Genomic DNA, 24,413 nt, shown 5'->3' with positions numbered 1-24,413 from the left:
GTTGTGGCGCATGTCACAAGAATTCTTTCAACATACCCTCAACACTGGGGCTAATTTTCCCACACAGCGACGCGTAGTCTTCGGAAAGGCAGGCAAATAACAAGTGATCCTGCCAAGTTCCGTTAATTAACAAATAGTTGCGTGCGTAGCCCTCACGACGGAACCCGGCATTTTCGAGAAGCCTGATCGAAGGCGTATTGACGGGAATGCAGGCCGCTTCCACCCGATGAAGGTTCAAGACGTCGAAACAAAACGGCAAGATCATGGCGACGGCGGCCGACATGTGCCCCTTGCCCGCGTGGCGCTCGCCCATCCAGTAGCCCAAAGTCGCAGTCTGACTGACACCGCGCCTGATGTTGCTGAGCGTGAGACCGCCGAGAACTTCGGCCGATCTCGATCTGAACAACAGGAAAGTCAGGCTACGGCCTTCTTTCCTGTCACGCGCGTACCGGCGCAGGCGGCGGCGAAATCCCGATTTTGTCAGGTCGTCGGACGGCCACAGGGGCTCCCAGGGCTTCAGAAAATCCCGGCTCTCGTTTCGCAGATCCGCCCAGGCCTTGAAGTCAGACATCAGGGGCGGGCGCAGAAAGTATCCGCCCGCTTCGATCAGCAGCTCGGCGTCAGGTGAGGATCCCGGCCGTAGCAACGCCATGCCCTGAACTCCACAGTTTACAACGAGGCCGCCCGCAGCACGGGAGCCTGCTGAAGCCTCCCTGCCAGGTCGTTTGCCGTCATGATGCCGTCAACGGGACCGATCGCCGTGAGCGTGGGCGTTGTGCCGACAAATGTCTCGTATGCGACCCGGCGCATATCTTCAGCCGTGACGGCTTCGATATTGCTCGAAATCTCGTCCGGGCCAAGCACCCTTCCATGTACCAGTATCTGTCGGGCGATCTGGCCCGCACGGGCGGCCGGGCTCTCAAGCGCCATCATCAGGCCGGCCCGGATCTGCGCACGCGACCTTGCCACCTCCTCGTCCGTGATGGTCTGCGATGCGGACACCAGCTCGTCCGCGATCATCGGCATCAGGGCAGCGAGATCTTCATGACTGGTTGCCGCGTGCAGGCCGAAGAGCCCGGTATCTGAAAAGGCCCAGTGAAAACTGTAGATCGCATAACACAGGCCGTGGCGCTCGCGAATTTCCTGAAACAGCCGGGACGACATCCCGCCGCCGAGGACGGAGGCGAGGATCTGAATGGTGTAGTAGTCCTTGGACTTGTAAGGCAATCCTTCGAAGCCGATCAGAACCTGGGCTTCCATCAGGTCCTTGCTGCGCAACGTTTCACCGCCGCTATACTGGGCGGTCACATCTTGGGCCGCTGGCGCACCGTTAAAGCCGCCGAATTTTTCCCGTGCCAGTGCAACAAGGTCATCATGATCGACAGCGCCCGCCGCCGCCAAGACCATGTCCGGCGCACGGTACCGGTCGGACAGATACGCGTTGAGTGCGTCCCGGTTGAAGCTCTGCACGGTTTCGGGCGTTCCCAGAATCGGCCGTCCGATTGCCTGGTCCGGCCAGGCGGTTCCCTGAAAGAGGTCGAATGCCTGGTCTTCCGGTGAATCGTTTGCCGCTCCGATTTCCTGCAGGATCACATGCTGCTCGCGCGTCAGCTCCTGAGCGTCGAAGGTTGAGTTCTGCAAGATGTCGGACAACAGGTCCACCGCCAAAGGCATGTCTTCGGCCAGGATACGGGCATAATAATTCGTATGCTCGATGCTCGTCGAAGCGTTCAGCTCTCCTCCGACCGCCTCGATTTCTTCCGCGATACTGCGCGCCGTCCGCGACTTCGTGCCCTTGAAGGCCATGTGTTCGAGAAGATGGGTAATGCCGTTCTGCTGAACGGTTTCCGCACGGGATCCGGTTCGAACCCAAACTCCGAGCGCCGCCGTCTTCAGATATGGCATCTGGTCGGTTACGACCGTCATCCCGTTTTCCAGGACCGTTGTTTGTACTTTCATATAGTTACACCTTGGCGGTGACGGCCCGGGCGTGATCTTCGATAAAACGTTCCACCACGTCCTGCTCTGCCGCCAATACCTGCTGGCGCTCCTCCGCACTCATCATGTCTTTCAAGTTGTCCGGCAATTCTGGCCGAATACCAGAGGCTTTTTCAACTGCATCGGGAAATTTTGCCGGATGCGCCGTTCCCAGCACCACCATAGGCGCCTGACCGTCATCGTGGGCCTTTGCCACATGCACACCGATTGCCGTGTGCGGGTCGAGCAAATAACCGGCTTCCCTCCAAAGCCCGGCTATCGTTTCTGCCGTGTGTGCCTCATCACAACGGCCTGCCCCGAAATGCTGCCTCATTGCCGAAAGCGGACCGTCCTCAATCTCGAAGCTGCCGGATTGAGAAAGCCGGTTCATCATCTGGCGAACAGCGGCCCCGTCCCGGCCGCAAACTTCCGCGAGAAGACGTTCGAAGTTCGATGAAACCTGGATATCCATGGACGGAGAAATCGTCGGCGTGACGCCGCGCTTTTCGTAGCGCCCGGTCTCCAGAGTGCGAGCGAGGATGTCGTTCACATTGGTCGCGACGATCAGCTTCTCGACCGGAAGCCCCATCTTCATTGCGGCGTAACCGGCAAAGATATCGCCGAAGTTGCCGGTCGGCACCGTGAAAGAAACCTTGCGCCCGGGTGCGCCGAGCGCTGCCCCGGCAACGAAGTAATAGACAATCTGCGCCAGTATTCGCGCCCAGTTGATGGAGTTGACCCCTGACAGCGCGACCCGGTCCCGGAACGAGAAATGGTTGAACATGCCCTTCACGATCGCCTGGCAATCGTCAAAGTTTCCGGTCAGTGCCAGCGCGTGCACGTTGTCTTCGGTCGGGGTCGTCATCTGCCGGCGCTGTACATTGGACACCCTGCCGTCCGGAAACAGAATGAATATGTCGGTCCGCTGACGGCCCCTGAAAGCCTCGATTGCGGCACCACCGGTGTCACCGGACGTTGCCCCGACAATCGTCGCGCGCAAACCGCGCTTTGTGAGCACATAATCCATCATGCGGCCAAGGAGCTGCATTGCAACGTCCTTGAACGCCAGCGTCGGACCGTGGAACAACTCCAGAATGAAGGTGTTCGGCCCAGTCTGCACCAATGGTGTCACTGCCGGGTGCCGAAAACCGGCATAGGCCTCATCGATCATAAGTTTCAGGTCGGCTTCCGGAATAGCGTCGCCGACAAAGGGCCGTACGATCTCCAAAGCAACCTCGGCATAAGGCTTCCCTGCAAAGGAAGCGATCGTATCGGCATCGATTTGTGGCCAGGTTTCGGGAAGATAAAGGCCACCATCGCGGGCCAGTCCCTGCAGCAGGACATCGGATAAATCCAGGACCGGCGCTTCGCCGCGCGTACTGCTGTATTTCACCCTGCCACTTCCCTTTTTTATCACTCCCGCGGACGTCGCCCGCATGGTCCAGACAGCCGGGCTATCACCCTACTGCAATCCAGGCCGCTTTGAAACAAACATGCCACCCAAGCGACTTACGCGCCATAACATTCAAGCGCAAGTCGCTTTTGGGTTAAATAGTGACCGTAACCGGACAGGATCTGGAATTTGTCGGTTGCGCCTTTTGTCAGGCGTGGCCGGCATCCGTATAAAGCATTGCCGGATCAATGCCCAAGGAGGCAAGTGCGCGGTGCCATTTCGCGTCGAAGTCGGTGTCGAACAGAATTTCCGGATCGGCTGGCGCCGTTAGCCAGCCATTGGCCTGGATTTCGTTTTCAAGCTGTCCCGGCGCCCAGCCCGCGTAACCGAGTGCCAGGATGGCCTGCGAAGGCCCGTCCCCCTCTGCCAGAGCGCGCAGGATCTCCAGCGTCGCTGTCAGGCAGATGCCGTTGTCGATTGCCAGGGTCGACTGATTGAGCATGAAGTCATCACTGTGCAGGACAAATCCGCGTTCCACCTCTACCGGCCCACCCTTGTGGACATTCATGTCCCGCACGCTGTCCGGCAGCCGGATCGAGCCTTCGTCATTCACGATATCGAGCTGAATGAGAAGTTCTTCCAGCGATAGATGCCGCGCGACCTGATTGACAACCAATCCCATCGCGCCCTGATCGGAATGAGAGCAGAGGTATATCACGGAGTGTTCGAACCGGCTGTCAGCCATGCTCGGCATTGCAATCAGAAACTGTCCTTCGAGAGAGTCTGTTTCTTCAGCTCCGACCATCAAAACCTCAAAAAAATTCGCGGCAAATGCCGAACATACAAAAGCATACCGTCTTTGAGCTGCTTTGTTAATGACTGTTTCAGGTCACAATCGCCGCATGGCTCACTTTACCGTAACACAACCGTCACGAGGATATGACCGGACCGGGGCCAACGAAACAATGACGCGAATTCGAAACTCGTGTAGCTCTGATGCCATGAGAACACTTCTCCACGCTCTTGCAATTTTTGCAGTCTGCGCGTTCAGCCCCGCGCGTGCGGCCATGACGGAATGGGTCGAAGTCCATGGCGGTGCAGTGCGTCTGATCTCGTCCGGTCCGCTTGACGATGGCCGTTACCTGGCCGGTCTTGAGTTTCTCATGGAACCGGGCTGGCACACGTATTGGCGTTACGCGGGAGAAGCAGGCATACCGCCCCAGATCTCGATGACTGCATCGGAGAATGTGGCCGAGCTCGACATCCTCTATCCGGTGCCGGAGCGCTATCACGACGGTTTTACGGAAAGCATCGTCTATCACGATGGTGTTGTCCTTCCCTTCAGGATCACACCTAACGAGGCCGAAAAGAGCGCCAGGATGGAGATCGAGGTCTTCTTCGGCATCTGCAAGGATATCTGTGTTCCAGGCGACGCCGTGTTGTCCCTAGACTTTCAGCCCGACGATAGCAAGGACGCCCTTGCATCCCGGCTGATCGAACGCGACCTTGCCGCCGTCCCGAAAGCACAGCCAGGCAACGGCCTGGAGATCAGTTCTGTAACTTTCGACGGTAGCAAGTTCATCATCGTAGAAACAAAAGTCTCGGGTGAAGCCGAAGCCGATCTTTTCGCCGCGGGACCTGAAGGATCCTATATCGGACTTCCGAAGTTCGTCGAACAAGCAGGCGACAAGCGTGTTTGGCGGCTCTCGACAAAAGGCCTGAAGACTTCGCAATACGATGACACGCTGCGGCTGGTGCTAACGTCCGGCGGACATGCCATCGAACATCTGGAAGCTGTGCCGGCCGACTGGGTTCAGTGAACCACTGCATGGAAGCGGGTCGCCAGAGCGGCGTCATTGACGGTTCTCTCGACGCGGGACGCTCAACGCTCTATGTCTGTCACGGGCGAGTTCATCGTTCTACAATCCAGCAAAAGGATATTCGATATGACAATCAAGGTTGGGGACCGTCTTCCGGACGCCAGTTTCAAGATCATGACCAGCGACGGGCCGGGCGAGATGTCGATGAGTGACCTGACAAGCGGCAAGTCCCTCGTGCTTTTTGGCGTACCCGGCGCTTTTACACCAACCTGCCACATGAATCATCTGCCGGGCTTCGTTGAACACGCCGAGACCCTGAAAAACAAAGGCGTCGACACTATTGCCGTGGTTTCCGTCAATGACGTCTTCGTCATGGATGCCTGGGAGAAGGCATCAAACACAAGCGGCAAGATCACCTTCCTGGCCGACACCGGTGCGGAGTTCGTCGATTCCATCGGCCTTGGTCTCGGCCCTGCACCGATTTTCGGTCACCTTCGCTCACAGCGTTTTGCGCTTATCGCAAAGGATGGAGAAGTGACCTTCCTGGCTATAGAAGATGCGCCTGGCGAAGCGACCAAGACTGGCGCTGCCGCTATCCTGGAAGCACTCGGTTAATCATCCTCGACCGCCTTGTTGCGCGGCCAGAGAACACTGGCCGCGTAAGTCAGGAAGACGCCGATCAGCGTTGCGGCAAGACCGAACCAGGTCAACGCATAGCCCAGATGATCGTTTTTGAAGCGTACGATGGTTTCACCGGCCTGCGGAAAGCCGCCTTCAGGTGTGAAGGACGCGTCGAGGTCAATGCTGTATGGCGCAAGGCGTTCGTTTTCCAGTCCGAGAAGCTGTGCCATCGCCCCGGTGTCGCGGGCGAACCATATCCTGTCTGAAGCATCGGGTGTCGGCGTGGTCCAGTTCGGCTTCTCGCTGAGCCGCAACAAACCGGTCAAGACCATCTGTCCGTCGGGGGCGTTCAGGGCGGCGTCTCTTGCTTCACCGTCCAGTCCTTGCGGCAAAAATCCCCTGTTGATCAGAACCGTCCACCCTTCCTGTGTTTTGAATGGCGCATAAGCCATGAGGCCAGGGCCTTCTGCCTGTCCGACCGGATCGGATAGCGAGGTGTAATAGAACGTGTTGCCCTTCAGAAACTCACCGGTCACCTTGACCCTGAGGTAGTCAAAGTCCTCGCCGAGACTTTGTGAGCGCGGCGCAGGCGCATCGACAGGCGACTTGGTAACGCCGGCCTCCACTTTCGCAATGAGGTTCTGCTTCCATTCAAGCCGGTTCAGCTGCCAGAATCCGAGGTTCAGCAATATACCGAGAGCCAGGGCTGCAGCGACCGCAGGAAAGAGGAGTTTCTTCAGTCCGCCCATGGGCTGGTCATGCCTCATCTTTGCTTGCGGCAGGCGCGTCAAGACGGCCTTCTTCAGCCTTGTGTTTGAATTGCAACGCGATCATCAGCCCCTTGAGCGGCCGCAGTACCGCAGCTGCTAGGACGACCGTCAGCGGAAGCCATAGAATGAGGTGCAGCCATATCGGAGGCTGGAAACTCAATTCCACAAACAGAACCAGACCGACGATAACAAACCCGACCAGCATTATGACGAAAACAGCCGGTCCATCGCCGCTGTCGGCGAAAACGAAATTCAGCCCGCAAGCGCTGCAGGATTTCTTGACGCTCAAGAACCCGTCGAACAGTTTCCCCTGCCCGCAACGGGGACACTTGCCGGACAAACCGACCGAAACAGGATTGACCGGTGGAAACTGCGCTTTGTCTTCCATGCACATGGACCTGCTAATAAGAAAAACGCCCGGTCATTTTGCAGACCGGGCGCTTAATTGGGACTATCCCGGCAGCTTAGTGCGGGGCTGGCGTACCAGCACCCCAGATATAGATCGCGACGAACAGGAACAGCCAGACAACGTCAACGAAGTGCCAGTACCAGGCGGCAGCTTCAAAGCCAAAGTGCTTCTCAACCGTGAACTGGCCGGCCATTGCCCGTAGCAGACACACCAGCAGGAAGATGGTTCCGACGATCACGTGGAACCCGTGGAAGCCTGTCGCCATGTAGAATGTCGCACCGTAAATGTTGCCGTCGAACGTGAATGCGGCATGACCGTACTCGTAACCCTGCACAATTGTGAACAGAACACCGAGCAGAACGGTCAACGTCAGACCCCATTTCAGGCCTTCACGATCGTTGTGCAGCATCGCATGGTGCGCCCAGGTTACGGTCGTGCCGGAGCAAAGCAGGATCAGGGTGTTCAGAAGCGGGAGGTGCCAGGGATCGAATGTCAGGATACCGTCCGGTGGCCAATGACCGCCGGTCGCCTCAACGCGGCTGAACTGGATGGCTTCGCCAGCAAAGAGGGCTGCGTCGAAATAGGCCCAGAACCACGCCACGAAGAACATTACTTCCGAGGCGATGAACAAAATCATGCCGTAACGCAGATGCAGGGAAACGACACGCGTATGGTGCCCTTCCTGCGACTCCTTGATGGTGTCTCTCCACCATCCGTACATCACATAAAGAACCACCAGGAGCCCGATGGCGAACAAACCCCAGCTGGACGCAGCAAAGTTGATCCCGAAGAGATCAAAGGAATTGCCGGATGCGGCCTTCATCCATGCGATCGCTCCGATTGCCATGACGAAGGCGCCAACTGACCCGAGAAAGGGCCACGGGCTCGGCTCGACCAGGTGGTAATCGTGGTTCTTGGTATGTGCCTCAGCCATCGGCAAGCTCCCCAAACACTGTCATTTCAGGCGCGTTTCGCGCAGTCTCTCACAAATTTGTCTCAGCACCGGGCGCATCGGCCCGGGCCGCAACAGGGCGTTCCGGTTGTTCTACCGGGAAGAACGTGTAGGACAAAGTGATTTCCTTCACATGCTTCAGCTCAGGATCCTTGTCCATTTCCGGGTCAACAAAAAAGACAACCGGCATCTCAACGGTTTCACCTGCTTCAAGCGGTTGCTCTGTAAAGCAGAAGCAGTCGAGCTTGTTGAAATAGGCTCCAGCAGATGGTGGCCAGACATTGAAGGTCGACGTTCCAACCGTTATCTCGTCACCGATATTGGTCGCCACATAGGCGAGTTGCGCACTTTCGCCCATTTTCAGCGATACGGACCGTTGCTCCGGCTTGAAGTGCCAGGACAGCTGTTTGTTGACGTTTCCGTCAAACCGGATTGTGATCATCCGGTCGATTACAACGTCGCTTTCGCTGTCCGCAACCTGCGTCGTGCCGCCAAACCCGGTGACCCGGCAAAAGAGATCGTAAAGCGGCACGGCAGCGTATGCCGCACCCACCATCAGGCTAAACATGCCGGCACAGGCAAAAGCCACCTTGCGGTTGCTGTTGGCTGCATTGCTGCTGTCCTGTCTGTTGCTCACGCGTCGTCCCTCAAAGAGCCCTGTCCATGACACCCGGTCCCAACTTGACGATGGTAACCGCGTAAAAAAGCGCAACAAGCGCGAGTAGCGCCAGTGCGATTGCGATAGACCTGGAGCGCCGCTTCTTCTGCTGCTCCGGCGTCAACCTGATCCCCTGGTCGTCTTCGGCCATCATACTACGCTCCGGCGATCAGGCTTTCGGCCAGCAAAATGGCAAAAAGCAGGAAGAGGTAGAAGATGGAGAATTTGAAAAGCCGTATGCATGCCTGCCGTGCAACGTCGCCTTCGCGCTTGCGCCAGACATCTGCGGCGAGCGCCAGAAAGGCCAGTCCCATGATCAGCGATACGGCACCGTAAAACGGACTTGCAAATCCCAGCAAGTAGGGTGCAACACCGATAGGCGCCAGCAGCAGCGAATAGATCAGAATGTGGTGACGCGTGCTGGTCTCTCCGGCGACCACCGGCAGCATGGGCACGCCGGCATTGCGGTAGTCGCTGCTCTTGAACAGCGCAAGCGCCCAGAAATGAGGAGGCGTCCACATGAAGATGATCAGGAACAGCACGAAGCTTTCCAAGCTCACGGACCCGGTCACGGACGCCCAGCCAATCATTGGCGGGAAAGCACCGGCTGCGCCGCCGATGACAATATTCTGCGGTGTCGAGCGCTTCAGCCACATTGTGTAAACAACAACGTAGAAGAAAATTGTGAAGGCGAGGAAAGCACCGGCGAACCAGTTGACCAGCAGCCCGAGTGTGACAACAGATCCGATCGAGAGTGTCATCCCGAATGCAAAAGCTTCTTCACGGGATATCTTACCGGCAGGGATCGCGCGTTTCCGGGTCCGGGACATGACTTCGTCGATGTCGGCGTCGTACCACATATTCAATGCGCCGGATGCCCCTGCACCGATTGCGATACACAGGATCGCCACTGCGCCGAGTATCGGGTGTACAGAGCCGGGCGCCAGCATGAGGCCGACAAACGCCGTGAAAATGACGAGCGACATCACACGCGGCTTCAGCAGCGAGACATAGTCGCCAACTGAGCCCATGCCACCGTTCCAGACGGCACTTTCCTGACCGATTGTGTCCTGGCGCTCGACGAGCGACATGCGCGTGTCCTTCAACTTCCCGGTTTCTGCCCCGCCTCTTACGCAGGCGGTCGGGACGATTTTTCCGTCCGGCAGTCTTTCAAAGGTGCACCGCGCCGTTTCTGGGCGCGGTGCCGGTTTCCGTCGGGAGGCATGGCCTCCGTGTTCGCGCTACTTGATCCGCGGCAGAGTTTCGAACTGGTGGAACGGCGGCGGAGAAGACAGGGTCCACTCCAGTGTCGTTGCACCTTCGCCCCACGGGTTGTTGCCGACGGCGCGCTTCTTGGCGAAAGCCTCAAAGATACCGTAAAGGAACACCAGAACAGCAAAGGCGGAAATGTAGGATCCGATAGAGGACACGTAGTTCCAACCCGCCAGTGCATCCGGATAGTCGGCATAGCGGCGCGGCATGCCGTTCAGACCCAGGAAGTGCTGCGGGAAGAAGATCAGGTTCACGCCGATGAAGGTGATCCAGAAATGGGCCTTGCCGATGGCTTCGTTATACATGTACCCGAACATTTTCGGGAACCAGTAGTACCAGGCGGCGAAGATCGCAAACACTGCACCAAGGGACAGAACGTAGTGGAAGTGGGCCACCACGTAGTAGGTGTCGTGGAAGGCACGATCGAGACCAGCGTTCGCCAGCTGCACACCGGTCACACCACCAACGGTGAACAGGAAGATGAAGCCGATCGCCCAGACCATGGGCGTCTTGAACTCGATGGACCCGCCCCACATGGTCGCGATCCAGGAGAAAATCTTAACCCCCGTCGGCACCGCGATCACCATCGTGGCAGCAACGAAGTAAGCCTGGGTCTCGGACGACATGCCAACCGTATACATGTGGTGTGCCCATACAATGAAGCCGACGACACCGATCGCAACCATCGCGTAGGCCATTCCGAGGTAACCGAAGATGGGCTTGCGCGAGAAGGTTGAAATGATGTGGCTGACGATGCCGAAGCCCGGCAGGATCAGGATGTACACTTCAGGGTGACCGAAGAACCAGAACAGGTGCTGGAACAGGATCGGGTCACCGCCGCCGGACGGCGTAAAGAAGGTCGTACCGAAGTTACGGTCCGTCAGGAGCATCGTGATCGCACCGGCGAGAACCGGGAGCGACAGAAGCAGCAGGAACGCCGTGATCAGAACCGACCACGCAAACAGAGGCATCTTGTGCAGGGTCATGCCCGGCGCACGCATGTTGAAGATCGTGGTGATGAAGTTGATCGCACCCAGGATCGACGACGCGCCTGCAATGTGCAGCGACAGGATCGCGAGATCCATGGCCGGTCCGGGCTGTCCCGTTGTCGATAGCGGAGGATAGATCGTCCAGCCACCGCCGACACCGTTGCCGCCTGGAGGGCCTTCAACGAAGAGAGACAGCAGCAGGAGCAAGAAAGCCGGAGGCAGAAGCCAGAACGAGATGTTGTTCATCCGCGGGAATGCCATGTCCGGCGCACCGATCATGATCGGCACGAAGTAGTTGGCATAGCCGCCGATCATCGCCGGCATGACCATGAAGAAGATCATGATCAGGCCGTGAGCCGTCGTGAACACGTTGAACATGTGCGGGTTGCTGAAGATTTGCATCCCCGGCTCCTGCAGTTCCATCCGCATTCCGACACTGAGTGCGCCGCCCACGATCCCGGCAAAGATCGCAAACATGAGATACATCAGTCCGATGTCTTTGTGATTGGTCGAATAGACCCACCGGCGCCATCCGTAGGGATGGTCATGTGCCGCATGTGCTTCGCTCGCAGCCATTTGGGGCTCCCTCTCTAAATTCCTTCAGCAGCGCTGCGTCTTATCGCGCGGTGCCAGACAAACGAAAGCCGCCGCGTTACTTCGCGGCGACAGAGATGTCTTCCAGCTTGCCGGCCGCAAGCTTCTTTTGCTCGTTGATGGACGCCATCAGCTGTTTGTTGGCGCTGTCCAGATCTTCCTGCGCCGCAGCAGCCCACGTCTGAAACTGCTCCTTGGAGACAACACGGATCGCAATGGGCATGAACGCATGGTTGATGCCGCACAGCTCCGAGCACTGTCCGTAGTAGACACCCTCTTCGCGGGCGCGGAACCAGGTTTCGTTGAGGCGGCCCGGAATAGCATCGATCTTGAGACCCATTGAAGGCATGGCGAAGGCGTGAATGACGTCCTCCGCAGTCACCTGCAGGCGAACCGTCGTGTCAACCGGAACAACGAGATCGTTGTCGACGGCCAGCAGGCGCGGGACTTCGTCTATGGTCACGCCGCGCTCTGTTGCGACTTCCTGGCGCGCAGCAACATCAGCATCAGGGTCCAGCGGGTCCCCGAGCATGTAGGAATCGAAGTAAAGGTCACCCATGCCTTCGTCGTTGTACTCGTAGCCCCAGTACCACTGATAACCGATGGCTTTCACGGTCATCTCGTACTCTGGAATATCGAGCTGCTTGTAAAGCAGGCGGAAGGACGGGATCGCAATCACCACCAGAATGAGGATTGGAATAACCGTCCAGGCCACTTCGATCATGGTGTTGTGTGACGTCCGGGAAGGCACCGGGTTGGCCTTGGCACTGAACTTCACGATGCAAATGATCAGCAGGGCGAGAACGAACAGTGTGATCACCGTGATGATGATCAGCGTGAAGGCATTGAACCAGGTGATGTCGTCCATCATATCTGACACCGAGGCCTGAAAGCCCAGCTGCCAGTTTGTCATGCCGGATTCGGCTGCAAGAGCCGCTGTGGACACTCCAGCGAACGTTGCCGCCGTACCGGCGATTGTCATGAGACGCTTGAAGATAGCCTTCACGTCTGCGCTCCCTTCCCTCAGCCGCATGAATGCGGCACATGCATACATCCCGGACCTATGATCCAATCCATTCTGGTTGGGCAGTAACGGGCTTCACGCAACTTCGCAAGCCTCAATCGTCCGGCACCACACCCCGGAGAATCCCTTCAGGTACTCGGAATATAACCATAAACCTCTATCAAGGGCGATGGTTACATTCAGCCAGAGCGGCGATCTGCCGCATCACCCTGCCAACACCATTACGCCGCACAAAAACCACAAGAAACGCCGAGCCGCAATGATATTTCCAACTTTTCGACTCCATCGGCAGGTCACATCCGATTGAGACAAATCAAGGACACGTGGAATTTAGACAAAAAACAGGGCTAATCGACCGTCATGCGGCCTGCGAGACTGGAATCGCGCGCCATCATGCGGCAAGGTCTGGCCGATAATACACGACGATTCGCGGTGCAGTCCGATTTCAAATGGGTCTGCCTTCAAGGGAATCGGACAACGATTGACCGGAGGAATTCTTGTCAACACACACGCAGCAGTCTCTCAAAACCGGCGGTGCTGACCGTTTCAAGCCGTCATTTTCAACGCTCGCTGTTGTTGCCGGACTTTTGTTCGGTGCATTTGTCCATGGAACACCAGCGGCCATGGCTCAAGGTGAAGTCCGATCTTCGCACGGAGACTGGCAGATGCGCTGCGACACGCCACCGGGCGCTGCCGGCGAACAATGTGCCCTGATTCAAAACGTCACAGCGTCCGATCGCGAGAATGTGGGGCTTTCGGTCATCGTGCTGAAGACAGCGGACAAGCAGGCAAGAATTCTGCGCGTACTGGCCCCCCTCGGTGTGCTCCTGCCGTCCGGTCTCGGGCTTCGCGTCGACAATGCCGACATCGGACGGGCCGGCTTCGTGCGCTGCCTGCCCAACGGCTGCATCGCCGAAGTGATCCTGGAAGACGAACTGCTGTCGAAACTGCAGGCCGGGTCCCAGGCGACGTTCATCATTTTTCAGACACCGGAAGAAGGCATTGGAATTCCAATCTCGCTGAACGGGTTTTCGGCCGGTTTCGACGCCCTTCCGTAGGACCTCCGGGCTTATCGAGATGCCTCAGAGCGTGGCATTTCCTTCAGAGACTTATTCGGCAGGTGCATCCTGCCGATCCTCGCCTGCCTTGCGAGGCGTGACCTTGTGTAAGCGGTCCGACCCGGCGAACATGCCTTTTTCAAGTTGAACGGCAAGACGTTCCTCGTCCCGCCTGCGCACGTCTTCCTCGATCTGGTCGATCCGGTCGAGCGGCGTTCCGAGCGCCTCAAGCGCTGCCCGTCCAAAGACGACGCTCGATTCGAAGGTCTCTCGGATCTGATAGTCCACACCGCGCCGGGTAAGGTCCATCACGTGCGCTCTGTCGGTCGCGCGGCAAAAGATCAGCGCGTCCGGAAATCCGTCCCGGATCTGATCGATCGACCTTGCCATGACCTTGTCGTTCTCGATGCACATGGCGACGAGCGCCGATTTACCGGCGCCAGCCGCAGCCAGAACGTCCGCCCTGGTGGCGTCGCCGTAGTAGACCTTGTAGCCCTGCTTCCGGGCGTAATCGATACGGTCTGGCCGGTTGTCGATGGCCGTGATCTCAAGGCCTTCTGACGTCAGGATCTGGGCAACCACCATGCCGAACCGGCCAAAACCAATAACAAGTACCGTGGGAGCAGCCTCCTCGAAGGTCTCGATCGACGGATTTTCAACGCCTCGGGCCTTCGCCCTGGCCGCCAGCTTGTCGAGACCAAGGCATGCAAGCGGTGTCAGCAGCATGGTTAGAATGACAACGGCATTCAGCAGATTGGCGGTCTGATAATCCAAAATGCTGTTGCTGACGGCGGCCGTGAACAGAACGAATGCAAATTCCCCGCCTTGCGGCAGTGTCACGGCAATACGCATTGCGTCCGAGTTCGACGAACCGGTTCCCCGGGAGAGCGCCCACAGGAACACGCCCTTCAACCCCATGACTATTGCTACACCAGCGGCAACAAGCAGCCAGTTTTCGATCACCAGCGACACATCGAGCGACATGCCGACGGCAACAAAAAACAACCCCATCAGCAAGGAGCGGAAAGGTTCGATATCGGCTTCCAGCGTGTGCCGGAAACTGGACTCGGCCAACAGAACGCCGGCAAGAAACGCACCCAAAGCCATCGACAGGCCAACGGAATGCATGATCCCTGCGCTGCCGAGAGCAACCAGGAGAGCTGCGGTGAGCATGACCTCGCGCGCCCGGCTGGCCGCCAGGAACAGAAAGATCGGTGAAATAAGATAGCGACCGGTCAGAATAACGGCAGCAACTGCGCCAAGAACGATGAAGATTTCACTTGCGATTTCCGTTGCGGTGGAAGGGCCTTCGCCGGGCGCAAGAATAGCCACCATTGCCAGCAACGGAACGATCGCGATGTCCTGCAACAACAGGATCCCGAATGCACGCTGGCCGTAGGGTGATGAGAGTTGGCCGCGTTCCTGCAGGATTTGCAACGCAAATGCCGTCGACGACAATGCAAGACCAAACCCTGCAACAAAAGCCGTCGAATAGGGCATCCCGAAAAGACGGGCGACCGCAAACAAACAAACACCGGTCAAAACGACCTGAGCCGTCCCCAAGCCGAAAATGTCCCGTTTCATGCGCCAGAGCTTTTGTGGGTCCAGCTCCAAGCCGATCACAAACAGGAGGAGTACGACCCCGAGTTCCGCAACATGGAGAACATCTTCACCGGAGCCCAGGAGCTGCAGACCGTGAGGGCCGATCGCCGCACCGGCGGCCAGATAACCCACAACCGATCCCAGACCCAGCCGCTTGGCAATCGGCACCGCGACACAGGTGGCAGCCAGAAACACAATCGCTTCGGCAAAAAACGGAGGTGCGCCCTCTGCTGCCATCCCATCTCCTCTGCCGTCAGGCTGAAAATCCCCGCCCCCAGCATGACAGCCAGGGAGTTGATTCCATATTAACAAAACTGAAGTGGTTTAACTTTGACAAATCTTAAAAAACGCAGCAACGCGTGACCAAAAAACGGTCAATGCCTCTAAATTGCAGAGCTGATTTTTGATTTCAAAGCACGTCGGGCAGAAACACACAAAGAAATGCCGTCTACGCCCATCGCCATTACCTTGGTCGAGACGGCCAATTTTCGCGCGCTCACAGGTTTCAAATTGGCCCAAGCGGCCCTTTTCCCATTCTTTCGTGCAGTCCCGTTTTCTGGAACAAACCTGAAGTCAAACCAGACGATGTTGCCTTAAGAAACTGAGGAGTGCGTCGACGGCCGAGTAGACGTGCCCCGTCATTCCGGCTTTTTCCGCGCCGGCAACGTTTGCGGGATTGTCGTCGACAAACGCGCTTTCCCCTGGTGCGTAACCGTATTTTTCACACAGGCGCAGATAGACGGCCGGATCTGGCTTTCGCGCCTTGAATTCTGCGGAAACGTGCGCTTTTTCGCCGAAAATCTCGACGACTTCTGGCGCACACAATGGTAGAGCTGCCTTGAGCATCATGCCGTTGTTGGTCAAGAGAGCGAGATCAGCGCCCGGCTTCAGACGGCGAACGAGATCAAGCACGTCCGGTCTTGCCCGCATCATCCTGCGCCGGATATCCGCCCAGGTTTCGAAATCAATCGGATACCCGAGCAGGTCGGCATATTGCGCGAGATAGCCTTCCGCCGTGTCGGGAGAACCGGCCTCCGCAGCAGTCTCATGCGGTCCGCCCCACACGGCCTTGTCGATCTCTGCCGCGGCACGGCCGGTAAGCTCTTCCAGGAGCTTCAAACGGGTTTGGTGATCGTAGTCATAAAGCACCTGATCCATGTCGAAGACGACAAACCTGATGTCAGGCATTTTCCACTCCACCGAAAACTTGTCAGACCGCTGTTCCGCCAATCGTCATTTCGTTGATACGCATGGACGGCTGGCCAACACCGACAGGAACGCCCTGCCCCTGCTTGCCACAGGTCCCCATGCCCGGATCGAGCTTCATGTCATTACCGATCATCGAAACGCGGGTCAGTGCATCTGGGCCGTTGCCGATCAGCATTGCCCCTTTTACAGGTGCCCCAACCTTGCCGTTTTCAACACGGTAGGCCTCCGTGCAGGAAAACACGAATTTCCCGGATGTGATGTCGACCTGCCCGCCGCCGAAGGCAACGGCATAGATGCCATCCTTGACGGAACTCAGGATTTCCTCCGGGTCCTTGTCGCCAGCCATCATCACGGTATTGGTCATGCGCGGCATCGGGATATGCGCGAAAGATTGCCGACGACCGTTACCGGTCGGCTCCATGCCCATCAATCGGGCGTTCTGTCTGTCCTGCATGTACCCTTTCAAAATTCCGTCTTCGATCAGAACGGTCCGACTTGCTGGGGTACCCTCGTCGTCAACGCTGAGCGATCCGCGCCTGTCCGGAATCGTGCCATCATCGACGATCGTTACACCCGGAGAGGCCACCCGTTCTCCCATAAGACCGGCAAAGGCGGAAGTTTTCTTGCGGTTGAAATCACCCTCCAAACCATGACCGACGGCTTCATGAAGGAGGATTCCCGGCCAGCCCGGGCCGAGGACAACATCGAAGGAACCAGCAGGTGCGGGGACGGCTTCGAGGTTCACCAACGCCTGGCGCAAGGCCTCGTCGACGCCACCCTGCCAGTTTTCGGTGGTGATGAACCTTTCGAACCCTTCCCGGCCGCCACAGCCGAAAGAACCGCTTTCCTGGCGCTCATCGTTTCCGGCAACGACCGAAATGGACAGGCGCACCATCGGGCGGACATCGCGTACCAGGTGTCCGTCGGCGCGCAGGATTTCCACCACCTGCCAGGACCCTGCGACAGAGGCCGTGACCTGTCTGACGCGCGGGTCTTTTGCCCTGGCATAGGCGTCGATCTCTTGGAGAAGCTTGACCTTCTCCTCAAAACTCGGACCACCGAGCGGGTTGGCATCGGTGTAAAGCGACTGGTTCGTGCGCACGGGCGCTGCGGCATAGGTTCCTGAATAGCCCTTCTTGACCGCGCTCACGGCTTCCGCCGCCCGCTTGAGGGCCTGTTCCGAAATGTCACCGGCATGGGCATACCCGGCTGCTTCACCGGCCACGGCTCTGAGGCCGAACCCTTGTGCGGTGTCATAATTGGCTCCCTTGAGCCTCCCGTTGTCAAAAACGAGGCCTTCCGTTTGCCGGTATTCGACAAAAAGCTCACCATCATCGGCACCCGACAGTGCGTCCTGGGTAATGCGTTTGGCAGCGTCGAGACCAAGGCCGGACGTTTCGATGAGATCCGTTGTCGAAAGGGTCATTTCTGTATCCTGTCTTCGTCTTCGAAAAAAAGACGTTCTTATGCGTCCCGTTTCGGACGGCGAACTGATTGTCGCTAAAGAACATAGGTGCCTTGCGTCATTTTTTCACTTCAAAAGCCCAAAAATCCACTTGAGAGACTTTTTAGTTGAGTTTAAAACTCAACTTATCTTCTCTACCGGAAAGGTGTGCTCAGCAGCCGCGCCCGTTCCAAGGCCAAGCCAACATCCAAAAAATTCAACCGAACCGTCACGCGTGACAGCGTGAAGGGAGTGTATGCGCATGTCAGGATCAAAAGGCGCGCCTGCCTCAGGCAGCATCAATTCGTTTCATGAGCTTGCCGCACAGCGCGGTGACGGACTTCATCCACTGCTTCGCGAGGCTTTGGCGAAAAGCGGTTCGGTGTCCGGACCGCCTGCCGACAGTGAGAAGAACAATGCAAACGTCGTTCCTGTGCAGTTTGGCAAGCTGCCGTCGTCCCGCGGCGATCAGAGAGAAGCCGCCAAATGAAAGCCGTTCTTGTTGCAATGCACCTTGTTGCCTGCCAGCCGGACCTTTTGATCTGCAAGGACATGTCGGTGAATTCGAAGCGCTGGACTGACGTTGAAACCTGCCGCCAGGACAGGGACGCGGAAATTTTCCGTGTGAAGCAGACATTGCCGGAGACCGTTGTCGTGATGTCGCGCTGCAGGTATCTCATTGGCAAAGACCGCCGCACCGCGCCTGCGTTCTAAGTTGTCTTGTTGTTTATTCGTCTGACGACTTGCCGGGGAGGTATGATTTACCGTAAAAGACCGCGAGAACCAGTGCAACAGACAGTATACCGGCGACAATGAACCGTTACGAAAATCCGCGCATACCGAGCGAAGCCCGTGTCCGTTACCTGGATGGCGACTACCAGGTTGAAACGCCCGGAACGTTTGTCCGGTGCGCGGTGACCGGTGCAGCCATTCCACTGGATGAACTCAAATACTGGTCAGTGGAGCACCAGGAAGCTTATGTCGATGCCAAAGCATCGATGAAACGCTATCTGGAAACGCGCTGAAACCCGCCTAGTTCACGAATGCCTTTGCACGAAGCTTCTCCCTGATCAGCGCGATGAGGCGCTCAGGCGCGTCTATTTCCATTGCAACATCAAGAACTTCGGCCTTGGCTGATGCCCATCTGAAGAGCTCGCCGTTCAAGGTCGTCAGTCGAACCATGTCCTTGGAAGTGGTCACCAGTTGGAGGCCGTCCCTTTCAGCATTGGTCATTAAACTGCTGACATCGGCTTCGGTGTAGTGATGATGGTCGGAAAAAGCACGCGTTTTCTTGACCCTGTAGCCAAGCTCCTTCAACGAGGCGAAAAACTTCTGCGGACGGCCGATGCCTGCAAACGCATAGAGATCCACGCCTTCCAGGTTGCTATTGGCCCTTGCACGAAGGTGCGCATGCAAAATCGGCAGGCCTTTGCGGCCAGCAAGGTGGACCGCCTCGTTTGCCGCTTCACCGTCGCCAACGAGGACAAGACAGTCGGTCCTGACGATCTGCTGGTGTGCGGGAGCTCTTAACGGACCGGCGGGAATGCAGAACCCGTTGCCGAAACCGGTCGCACAATCCACCAGAACAACGCTCAAATCCTTTGCCAGTGAAGGGTTCTGAAAACCGTCGTCCATGAGAAGAATATCAACCGGTTCGTTTTCCGCGCGCCGTGCTCCCGCAGCCCTGTCGGAAGAAACGATCGTCGGGCCATGCTCCGCCAGAAGCAAAGCCTCATCACCGACATCACTGCTGCCATGCCGCTCCGGATCAACCAGTAGCGGACCTTTTTCCCGTCCGCCGTATCCGCGCAGCAAAAAAGCGGGCTTGTGCCCCTCCTCGCGCAACAGGTGCGCAAGTTCGATCGCAAAGGGTGTCTTCCCGGTGCCGCCGACGACAAAATTCCCAATGCAGATCACGGGCAGACGGCTTTTGGCCTTGGGCTTGGAGAGCATTCTGCGGCCGGACACAAGACCGTAAATCCATCCGGCCGGCGCCAGCAAAAACGAAAGGATTGAGCCCGAAGACTGCCACCAGAATTCAGGAGCCTTCATCACTGTAAGCCTCCGAAGGCCGACGCAATTTCTCTTTTGCAAGATACGGACGCAGCAAATCGAGTGACTTACCCAGCGCGCCCCGCCCGGCCTCGACCAGCGAACGTGCGGTTTCGGCCTGGGTTCGCGCACGGCCGGTATCCATCAGAAGCAAGCCAATCTGTTCGGCAAGCATTGAGGGCTCGCTCACCCTGACAGCTGCGCCACCACTCCAGAAATCCTTGTAAACGGCGCGTGCATTTGCGACTTTTGGTCCTGTTGCCAGAGCAGACCCAGCCAGCGCGGCTTCAACGGGATTATGGCCGCCGACGTCAGTGAATGAGCCCCCCAGAAACGTTACGGGCGCCAGGCGGTAGTAGAGCCCCATTTCACCGAGCGTATCGCCGAGAAACACTTGAGTATCGGATGTGACTGTATCTCCGGAGCTGCGCGTCACAACGGAAAAATCGCGCGCCTCGGCTTCCGTCTTGATTTCCTCCGCCCGCACAGGGTGCCTGGGAACAAGGACCAGAAGCAGATCAGGCGTTTCGCGCAGCAAACTGGAAAACGCGTCAAAAACGATTTCATCTTCGCCGGGATGCGTCAGGGCCGCCAGCCAGATTGTGCGCTCACCGATCTGGGTTTTGAGCTGCAAGAGTGTTGCTTCATCTACCGTCAATTCGGACGCATCGAATTTCAAGTTGCCTGGCACCTGCACATTTGTGCATCCCAGTTTCCTGAACCGTGCCGCGTCTGCCTGGCTTTGGGCGAGGACCAAATCGAGACAGTCAAAGACAAACCTCGATGTTTGGGGAACACGCAACCAGTTCCTGAGCGACCCGTCGGACAGTCGGCCATTCAGCAAGACAAAGGGCACCTTGCGGCATCGCAATTCATCGAACAAACAGGGCCAGATTTCCGATTCAACCACCATCGCGAGGTCCGGGGACCAGTGATCCAAGAACCGCTTCAGGGGAGCCGGGGCATCATAGGGCACAAACTGGTGTATCGCGCCGTCGGGGAGGCGTTTTGCGGCCAACTCGGAAGCGGTCACGGTCACCGTGGTTAGCAACACCGTGTACCCCTCAGCGGTCAGTGTTTCGATAAGCGCCAGCGCAGACGTTGTCTCGCCGACGCTTGCCGCATGAATCCAGACCAGGTTTCCGTTTGGACGGGCAATCGACGATCTGCCAAAACGCTCCTGTTTGCGTTCCGGAATTTCCTTCCCAGATCGGCTTCTCGACCAGAAGAGCACATGAAACAGCGGCGACAGTGCCTGTGCGGCCGCACGATAAAGACTGAGCAGGACGGGTCTTTGCTCAGCCATTCGCCCTGCCGACAAGTTGGTAGGCATGCGTGGTCGCCGCATTCAAACCGTCTTCGACCTGCTTCCGATAACTCTCGAGCGCCTCATCCTCTGTGTCGCCCGGGACCCAGATCAAGTCGCCGACCGCAATGCTGCCTTTTCCAAAGGGAAGGTTCACACTTGCCTTGTCCCAGCTGTTTAGCTCGATGCTTCGGCTTGTGGCGACCGCAACAGGCAGTATCGGGCGTCCAGAGTGTTTCGCCAACTGCACGATGCCTTCGCCTGCAATACGCGCCGGCCCTTTGGGGACATCGGCGGTCATGGCAATGCTGTACCCGTCTTTGAGGGCCCTGACAGCTTCTATGAAGCCACGCATTCCGCCACGCTTCTTGATCTGGCGCGCATTTTTGCCGCCGGAGGCCCTGATCAGGCCGAGACCGAACTTGCTCGCCGCAATGGCATTGACCTCGCCGTCTGCGGATCTGGATATCATGACCTTGGCGGGCCAGTGTCTTGGCTTTGCAAAGGGAACCATAAAATGCTGACCGTGCCACATCGCGACGATTACGGGCAGTTGCTTCTCTGTTTCGTCGTGGACACCTTCAGGCGCAACGACAAACCTGTTCGTATGGTAGACCAGCTTCAGGTAACCCGCGAGGGCGGAACCCACCGCCGAAAGAACCCAGGGTTGGCGGCCAAGGCGTTTGATCATTTTTGTTATCGCCGCGTTTACGTGTCTATGTTGCCGTTTCCGGATCCAGCAGTCGGTGCATGTGAACGATAAAGTATCGCATATGCGCGTTGTCCACGGTCGCCTGCGCCTTCGCCTTCCAGGCGGTGTAGGCTTCCGCGTAGTTCGGATAGATGCCAACGATATCGAGCTCGTCCAGATCCCGAAACGTCAGCCCTTCCGGTGTTTCCAGTTCACCACCGAAAACCAGGTGCAACAGCTGTTTGGGAGCGTCAGTCTCGCTCATAAGCATCCTCGCTTAGTTGATCCGGGCAATACCGCTGCTATCGGATTATGTCCTTAAGCACCGCGCACACTGGTCCTATAAGCGTGGTTGATGCTGCGATCAATGCCGGGTGACCTGTCCGCACACGATTATAGGTCAATGCCTTTCCGGAAAGGTCCATCACGCGACCGCCTGCTTCTTCGACCAGAAGATCCGCTGCAGCAAGATCCCAGTCGCTTGGCCCGCCACGCGCTGCGCCGACATCGATGCGGCCGGCAGCTACCATCACAATCCGGTAGGCCAGGGATCTGAGGATTTCCGCTTTCTCAAATCCTGCGGCAACCACGTCCGTGTTTGAGACAATCGAATGCGTTCCGGTCAAAGTCGCGCCGACAACCTCTTTTCTTTCAGACACCTTGATCTCAGAGCCGTTCAGCCATGCGCCGCCACCTGTGCGCGCCAAGAACATCTCATTCCGGCAGGGACAAAAAACGCTGCCTGCGACCGGTCGTCCGTTTTCGACAACGGCAAGCGAGATTGTCCATTCATCACCGCCGGCCAGAAATGCCCGTGTGCCGTCAATCGGGTCGACGATGAAAACACGACTGCGGGAGAGGCGCGCCTTGTCATCCGCAGTTTCCTCGGACAGCCAGCCATACCCGGGACGGGCAGAAGTCAGTTTGTCGGCAAGAAACCGGTCGACAGCGATGTCTGCTTCCGATACCGGCGACTCGTTGCCCTTGCCCTTGTACCAGGTCTCAAGCCCCTGACCGAAAAAACCCAAGGCAAGTTCACCAGCCTGGCGGGCCGCCGTTTCCAGTAATTCAAGATCCGCCTGAAAGTCCTTGTCGCGTATGCTCTGGTCAGCTTCCGGCAAGCGCCATCCCTTCGATCATGACAGACGGCGTTGCCGCAGAATACCGGTTGTCGAGGTCGCTTCCAGCGACGAGACGCTTGAACATGTCATTGAGATTGCCCGCGATTGTTATCTCGCTCACAGGCTCGACGATTTTGCCGTTTTCGAACCAGAAACCCGCTGCACCGCGCGAATAATCTCCTGTCACACCATTGACGCCATGGCCGATCAAGTCGGAAACCAGCAAGCCGCTTCCGGCATCAGACATCAGCTCTTCCAGCGACTTCTCACCCGGCATCAAGGTTACATTGGTGGCACCCGGGGACGTTCCGCTGCCACTGCGATGCGCACGGCCGTTGGGGCTAAGCCCCAGTTCACGCGCGGACGCGCCATCCAGAAACCAATGCTGCAGCACGCCGTCTTCAATGACATTCAAGACCGACGCTGCCGTGCCCTCGCCGTCAAACGGTCTGGTTGCGGCACCGCGGCGTTTGAAGGGGTCATCGACGACCTGAATTCCGGGCGCAAAAATTGCGTCACCCATCTTGTCCTTGAGAAAACTTGTTTTCCGGGCAATCGACGCGCCGTTGATTGCCCCGGTCAGATGGCCAAGGATGCTCCTGGCTGCGCGCGCCTCGTAGATCACATCGGTCGTTCGTGTTGACAGTTTCTGCGGGTTCAGCCGCCGAACGGCCCGCTCGCCCGCTCTTTTGCCGATCTCCGCCGGAGCATCGAGATCTTCAAAGAACGTTCTGCTGTCGAAATCGTAGTCCCGCTCCATCGACGTGCCCTCTCCGGCAACCGCCGTCATGGCGATGCCGTGCCGGGAGGACATATAAGCGCCTTGGAACCCGTGGCTTGTGGCCAGAACAACCCCAGCCAGCCGCCAGGATGCTCCCGCGCCACCGGATTTGCTCACGCCGCTGACGGCCAGGCCTGCCTCCTCGGCTTCCAGCGCAATGTGCGTCAATGTCTCCGCCGTCATTTCGCGGCTGTCGAGAAGCTCCAGATCGGGCAATTGCTTCACAAGCAGGTCCTGATCGGCCAGACCCGCAAAAGGATCCTCCGGTGCCACCCTGGCCATGGCGATGGCGCGTTCAGCGAGTGTTTGCGGATCGTCCAGCTGATTGGCGGAGACGGCCGCGGTGCGCCTGCCGACAAAAACGCGCAAGGTGACGTCGTCGCCTTCCGCCCGCTCGGTTTCCTCAACCTTGCCTTCTCTGACGTCCACCGAAAGTGACACGCCGGTCACTGCAACGGCGTCACAGGCATCGGCCCCGGCCTTTTGGGCGGCCTCAACGAGGCGGACGGCGCGAGACTGCAATTCGCTTTGATCAATAACTTCTGACATTCAATCCGCCTTAACGGGTTTGTTAATTTGCGCCCCACTCGGGATTGTGTTTACGCCCAGCTTCGGGGCGGCGCAACAATTTGCCGTAAATAGCAACTGTATGTGATCCCGAAACCCTTTG

At 57.8% G+C, this 24,413-nt stretch carries 27 protein-coding genes; 6 read left to right on the top strand and 21 right to left on the bottom strand.

Annotation, left to right across the window (positions count from 1 at the left end):
- Nucleotides 1-13: 13 nt before the first annotated feature.
- The 4 genes from ABVF61_RS17100 to ABVF61_RS17085 form a co-directional block, all read right to left on the bottom strand.
- A complete protein-coding gene (locus ABVF61_RS17100; RefSeq protein WP_353994739.1) occupies nt 14-652 on the bottom strand; it encodes a GNAT family N-acetyltransferase in 639 nt (212 codons plus the stop codon).
- Nucleotides 653-669: 17 nt separating this feature from the next.
- On the bottom strand, nt 670-1,959 hold the full coding sequence (locus tag ABVF61_RS17095; RefSeq protein ID WP_353994738.1) for a M16 family metallopeptidase: 1,290 nt from the start codon (nt 1,957-1,959) through the stop codon (nt 670-672).
- A 4-nt stretch (nt 1,960-1,963) separates the two neighbouring features.
- Nucleotides 1,964-3,370: a threonine synthase gene (thrC, locus tag ABVF61_RS17090; protein ID WP_353994737.1), complete on the bottom strand. Its 1,407-nt coding sequence runs from the start codon at nt 3,368-3,370 to the stop codon at nt 1,964-1,966.
- A 208-nt stretch (nt 3,371-3,578) separates the two neighbouring features.
- On the bottom strand, nt 3,579-4,175 hold the full coding sequence (locus tag ABVF61_RS17085) for a YqgE/AlgH family protein (RefSeq protein WP_353994736.1): 597 nt from the start codon (nt 4,173-4,175) through the stop codon (nt 3,579-3,581).
- A 196-nt stretch (nt 4,176-4,371) separates the two neighbouring features.
- Between ABVF61_RS17085 and ABVF61_RS17080 the strand changes: the two genes are divergently transcribed.
- Together ABVF61_RS17080 and ABVF61_RS17075 are read left to right on the top strand one after the other, a co-directional pair.
- On the top strand, nt 4,372-5,190 hold the full coding sequence (locus tag ABVF61_RS17080) for a protein-disulfide reductase DsbD domain-containing protein (protein WP_353994735.1): 819 nt from the start codon (nt 4,372-4,374) through the stop codon (nt 5,188-5,190).
- A 126-nt stretch (nt 5,191-5,316) separates the two neighbouring features.
- The gene (locus ABVF61_RS17075) at nt 5,317-5,805 is read left to right on the top strand and encodes a peroxiredoxin (RefSeq protein ID WP_353994734.1); all 489 of its coding nucleotides are present in this window, start codon (nt 5,317-5,319) and stop codon (nt 5,803-5,805) included.
- Here ABVF61_RS17075 and ABVF61_RS17070 read toward each other — a convergent pair.
- From ABVF61_RS17070 to coxB, 8 genes are all read right to left on the bottom strand, one after another.
- Nucleotides 5,802-6,578: an SURF1 family protein gene (locus ABVF61_RS17070; RefSeq protein WP_353994733.1), complete on the bottom strand. Its 777-nt coding sequence runs from the start codon at nt 6,576-6,578 to the stop codon at nt 5,802-5,804. The two genes, ABVF61_RS17075 and ABVF61_RS17070, sit on opposite strands and share 4 nt — an antisense overlap.
- Nucleotides 6,568-6,969, bottom strand: coding sequence for a DUF983 domain-containing protein (locus ABVF61_RS17065; RefSeq protein ID WP_353994732.1), 402 nt, complete (start codon nt 6,967-6,969; stop codon nt 6,568-6,570). The genes ABVF61_RS17070 and ABVF61_RS17065 overlap by 11 nt, the downstream gene beginning before the upstream one ends.
- A gap of 76 nt (nt 6,970-7,045) precedes the next feature.
- On the bottom strand, nt 7,046-7,924 hold the full coding sequence (locus tag ABVF61_RS17060) for a cytochrome c oxidase subunit 3 (RefSeq protein WP_353994731.1): 879 nt from the start codon (nt 7,922-7,924) through the stop codon (nt 7,046-7,048).
- A 49-nt stretch (nt 7,925-7,973) separates the two neighbouring features.
- A complete protein-coding gene (locus ABVF61_RS17055) occupies nt 7,974-8,579 on the bottom strand; it encodes a cytochrome c oxidase assembly protein (RefSeq protein ID WP_353994730.1) in 606 nt (201 codons plus the stop codon).
- A gap of 10 nt (nt 8,580-8,589) precedes the next feature.
- Nucleotides 8,590-8,751, bottom strand: a complete 162-nt coding sequence (locus ABVF61_RS17050; protein WP_502950008.1) for a cytochrome c oxidase system small membrane protein — start codon at nt 8,749-8,751, stop codon at nt 8,590-8,592.
- Between the two features lie 4 nt (nt 8,752-8,755).
- Entirely contained in the window at nt 8,756-9,691 is a 936-nt protein-coding gene (locus tag ABVF61_RS17045; protein WP_353994729.1) for a heme o synthase, read from the bottom strand.
- 150 nt (nt 9,692-9,841) lie between these two features.
- Nucleotides 9,842-11,437, bottom strand: a complete 1,596-nt coding sequence (gene ctaD / locus ABVF61_RS17040; protein ID WP_353994728.1) for a cytochrome c oxidase subunit I — start codon at nt 11,435-11,437, stop codon at nt 9,842-9,844.
- Between the two features lie 76 nt (nt 11,438-11,513).
- Nucleotides 11,514-12,437 carry a cytochrome c oxidase subunit II gene (gene coxB, locus ABVF61_RS17035; RefSeq protein ID WP_353996450.1) on the bottom strand — a complete coding sequence of 308 codons (924 nt, stop codon included), beginning with the start codon at nt 12,435-12,437 and terminating at the stop codon, nt 11,514-11,516.
- 629 nt (nt 12,438-13,066) lie between these two features.
- Between coxB and ABVF61_RS17030 the strand changes: the two genes are divergently transcribed.
- A complete protein-coding gene (locus ABVF61_RS17030) occupies nt 13,067-13,537 on the top strand; it encodes an invasion associated locus B family protein (RefSeq protein WP_353996449.1) in 471 nt (156 codons plus the stop codon).
- A 51-nt stretch (nt 13,538-13,588) separates the two neighbouring features.
- On the opposite strand, the gene ABVF61_RS17025 is transcribed toward ABVF61_RS17030, so the two are convergent.
- The 3 genes from ABVF61_RS17025 to tldD all read right to left on the bottom strand — a co-directional run bounded on the left by ABVF61_RS17025 (nt 13,589) and on the right by tldD (nt 17,774).
- Nucleotides 13,589-15,376, bottom strand: a complete 1,788-nt coding sequence (locus tag ABVF61_RS17025) for a monovalent cation:proton antiporter-2 (CPA2) family protein (protein ID WP_353994727.1) — start codon at nt 15,374-15,376, stop codon at nt 13,589-13,591.
- A 336-nt stretch (nt 15,377-15,712) separates the two neighbouring features.
- The gene (locus ABVF61_RS17020; RefSeq protein ID WP_353994726.1) at nt 15,713-16,327 is read right to left on the bottom strand and encodes an HAD family hydrolase; all 615 of its coding nucleotides are present in this window, start codon (nt 16,325-16,327) and stop codon (nt 15,713-15,715) included.
- A 22-nt stretch (nt 16,328-16,349) separates the two neighbouring features.
- Nucleotides 16,350-17,774 carry a metalloprotease TldD gene (gene tldD / locus ABVF61_RS17015; protein ID WP_353994725.1) on the bottom strand — a complete coding sequence of 475 codons (1,425 nt, stop codon included), beginning with the start codon at nt 17,772-17,774 and terminating at the stop codon, nt 16,350-16,352.
- A gap of 280 nt (nt 17,775-18,054) precedes the next feature.
- Between tldD and ABVF61_RS17010 the strand changes: the two genes are divergently transcribed.
- From ABVF61_RS17010 to ABVF61_RS17000, 3 genes are all read left to right on the top strand, one after another.
- Nucleotides 18,055-18,282 (top strand): hypothetical protein, encoded by a 228-nt coding sequence (locus tag ABVF61_RS17010; RefSeq protein ID WP_353994724.1) that lies wholly within the window; start codon nt 18,055-18,057, stop codon nt 18,280-18,282.
- Nucleotides 18,279-18,506: a hypothetical protein gene (locus ABVF61_RS17005; RefSeq protein ID WP_353994723.1), complete on the top strand. Its 228-nt coding sequence runs from the start codon at nt 18,279-18,281 to the stop codon at nt 18,504-18,506. Before ABVF61_RS17010 ends, ABVF61_RS17005 begins: the two co-directional genes overlap by 4 nt.
- A 98-nt stretch (nt 18,507-18,604) precedes the next feature.
- Complete coding sequence (locus ABVF61_RS17000) at nt 18,605-18,817, top strand: DUF2093 domain-containing protein (RefSeq protein WP_299480429.1); 213 nt, start codon at nt 18,605-18,607, stop codon at nt 18,815-18,817.
- Between the two features lie 7 nt (nt 18,818-18,824).
- Here ABVF61_RS17000 and lpxK read toward each other — a convergent pair whose 3' ends face one another.
- From lpxK to ABVF61_RS16970, 6 genes are read right to left on the bottom strand one after another with little or no spacing between them, the layout of a single operon-like run.
- Nucleotides 18,825-19,844: a tetraacyldisaccharide 4'-kinase gene (gene lpxK / locus ABVF61_RS16995; RefSeq protein WP_353994722.1), complete on the bottom strand. Its 1,020-nt coding sequence runs from the start codon at nt 19,842-19,844 to the stop codon at nt 18,825-18,827.
- Entirely contained in the window at nt 19,831-21,150 is a 1,320-nt protein-coding gene (locus tag ABVF61_RS16990) for a 3-deoxy-D-manno-octulosonic acid transferase (RefSeq protein ID WP_353994721.1), read from the bottom strand. The genes lpxK and ABVF61_RS16990 overlap by 14 nt, the downstream gene beginning before the upstream one ends.
- Nucleotides 21,143-21,841, bottom strand: a complete 699-nt coding sequence (locus ABVF61_RS16985; protein WP_353994720.1) for a lysophospholipid acyltransferase family protein — start codon at nt 21,839-21,841, stop codon at nt 21,143-21,145. The genes ABVF61_RS16990 and ABVF61_RS16985 overlap by 8 nt, the downstream gene beginning before the upstream one ends.
- A gap of 25 nt (nt 21,842-21,866) precedes the next feature.
- On the bottom strand, nt 21,867-22,106 hold the full coding sequence (locus ABVF61_RS16980) for a DUF4170 domain-containing protein (protein WP_353994719.1): 240 nt from the start codon (nt 22,104-22,106) through the stop codon (nt 21,867-21,869).
- A 37-nt stretch (nt 22,107-22,143) separates the two neighbouring features.
- Nucleotides 22,144-22,962 carry a 3'(2'),5'-bisphosphate nucleotidase CysQ gene (locus ABVF61_RS16975; RefSeq protein WP_353994718.1) on the bottom strand — a complete coding sequence of 273 codons (819 nt, stop codon included), beginning with the start codon at nt 22,960-22,962 and terminating at the stop codon, nt 22,144-22,146.
- Nucleotides 22,949-24,292: a TldD/PmbA family protein gene (locus ABVF61_RS16970; RefSeq protein ID WP_353994717.1), complete on the bottom strand. Its 1,344-nt coding sequence runs from the start codon at nt 24,290-24,292 to the stop codon at nt 22,949-22,951. Before ABVF61_RS16970 ends, ABVF61_RS16975 begins: the two co-directional genes overlap by 14 nt.
- Between the last annotated feature and the right edge of the window lie 121 nt (nt 24,293-24,413).

Origin of the sequence: Roseibium sp. HPY-6 (assembly GCF_040530035.1) — a bacterium.
GTDB lineage: Bacteria > Pseudomonadota > Alphaproteobacteria > Rhizobiales > Stappiaceae > Roseibium.
This window is presented reverse-complemented; position numbering and strand designations above follow the sequence as displayed.